This window comes from Helicobacter sp. UBA3407, assembly GCF_949747025.1.
Taxonomy (GTDB): Bacteria; Campylobacterota; Campylobacteria; order Campylobacterales; family Helicobacteraceae; genus Helicobacter_D; species Helicobacter_D ganmani.
Window position 1 is genome coordinate 1 of sequence record NZ_CATKCB010000090.1, and the last position, 2,031, is coordinate 2,031.

2 protein-coding genes are annotated in these 2,031 nt (G+C 39.2%); both read right to left on the bottom strand.

Annotation, left to right across the window (positions count from 1 at the left end; translation table 11 throughout):
* Positions 1–223: 223 nt before the first annotated feature.
* A complete protein-coding gene (locus tag Q1553_RS02190; protein ID WP_300842721.1) occupies positions 224–622 on the bottom strand; it encodes a lipopolysaccharide core heptose(II) kinase RfaY in 399 nt (132 codons plus the stop codon).
* A gap of 63 nt (positions 623–685) precedes the next feature.
* The gene (locus Q1553_RS02195) at positions 686–1,891 is read right to left on the bottom strand and encodes a tetrahydrodipicolinate N-succinyltransferase N-terminal domain-containing protein (protein ID WP_115550990.1); all 1,206 of its coding nucleotides are present in this window, start codon (positions 1,889–1,891) and stop codon (positions 686–688) included.
* Positions 1,892–2,031: the final 140 nt, after the last annotated feature.

Genomic DNA, 2,031 nt, shown 5'->3' on the forward strand with positions numbered 1-2,031 from the left:
ACTAACCAATATAGAGTTGCGAGTAATTCTGTCATTGCGTCCTTGTGAAACTTGATTTATTAAGTCGTGGCGTGCGTGAAACACTCTCCGCACAAATCCATAATCTGAAATCTCGCAGTTGAATCTTTTTGATTGCTAAAGTTATAGATTCACTTCGTCGCGCTGCTCTTTGCAATGAAAGGTTGTCGTATATCAATCACAAGCATTGCAATGTCAGAATCCCTTAAGCTTCCTTACCGCACAATTTTCGCAAACAACTGCGAAAAGCATTCCTCCGCGAAATCAAATAATAAAAAATGCTTTTATTTTCTGCTTCAATACCATAGAATCGTTTGAGAGCCAACCAATCATTTGCTTGACAAATAGACAAAAACCCATTATCAGACAAATCTATAATTTTAAGTCTCCCCTTAGAATCAAGGATAAAATTTTCACTCCAAATATCATTAGAAGCCAAGCCATACGAATGGAGTTTGACAATGAGATTTGAAATCTCTTTAAGATAAGGAGTAATATCCCAAAAATTACTTAACTGCGTCCTTTCTATATATTTGTAAATAATATAAGATTCTAACACCTCTGCCCATACCAAGTTTTTTTGATTTTTTCTGCGACGAAGCAAATCTCATTGGTCAAATCACAGCCAAGTTTTTGGGCATTTTCTAAGCAACAACAAGGAAATTGCTTAATGCAACGCGGCATTAAGCTCTATTTTGCGGTTGGAGCGAAATGCAATCATTGCGCCACTTTTAGAATCTTGTCTGAAATGCACACCATTTTTGCCCGATAAATCACGCCCCTTATAGATTCCGCTTTCTTTAATCTCAAAATTTGGATTAATTTCTGCAATCTTTCTTGCTTCCTCTAGCTCAATCTTAAAGATTGTCCCAGCCAAAACTGCGATTCCACCATCTACAATACAACCATCACCCAGACTAATTCCCGTAGAACTATTTACACCCAAAAGGCAATTTTTGCCGATACTAATTGGCTCACTATTTCCGCCACTTAAAACACCAAGTATGCTAGCCCCACCGCCGACATCGCTCCCCTCACCTACGACAACACTAGAGCTAATGCGCCCTTCATTCATACAAGCACCCATTGCACCAGCATTGAAATTCACATAACTTGCTCCGGGCATTTGTGTATAACCACCTTTGCCAAGATACGCTCCAAAACGGGTTTTTGCGGTATCAAGCAAGCGAATATTATCGTATTGTGGAATCACTTGCATTAAATAACGGGGAAACTTATCCACAAAATCAATCGCAGGGAACTCTCCACGCATTTTAAGTGGAATCTCATTTTCTCGCAACCACTCTAGCTCAAAAGGCACATTGCCACTCCAAGCAACATTACTCAAAAGCCCAAAGATTCCATCTAATTGCAAACTTCTAAGCGGGGCTTTGCCAAGCGAGAGAGCAAGCAATTTCAAGTATGCGGATTCTACACTTTTGCATTGCGCATCTTGATAAATTGCACAAAATCGGTAGCGAAAATCGCCACTTTCGGTGTAGATTCTGCCCTCTTGTAAGGCGCGTTGTAACTCTAAAAGCACAGAGACATTTTTGTGTGTATTAGGGCTTTCTTGTGTCTCGGCGATATATCCGCCAAAACTCGCTAAAGCCGCAATAATAAAGCCCTCTGTAATCCCAAGCACCAACTCACTTTCGCATTCCTCTAGCACCTCACATTCTTCACGCAAAGATTCAAGAATCGCATAAGCACCGAAATTTTCACCCCAATTTAACACCGGATAAGTTGCCTGTAAAACCTTGCCACTCATTACGCCTACATCTGCATAACAAACCCCAAATCCTAAAGGCTCTTTATAATGTGGTACGCTCTGTAAAGATTCTACTTTTGTTTTAAATTCTTCCTTATTCATATAAAACTCCTTAAAAATTTGCGGATTATAGCCAAAAGTAAATAAAATTTAATGAATCTCACACAAACATTTCAAAAGATTCTGTGTTTTGAGCAATCTTGATTTGTAGTTTGGCATTACGGATGCTAACAACTTCTTCA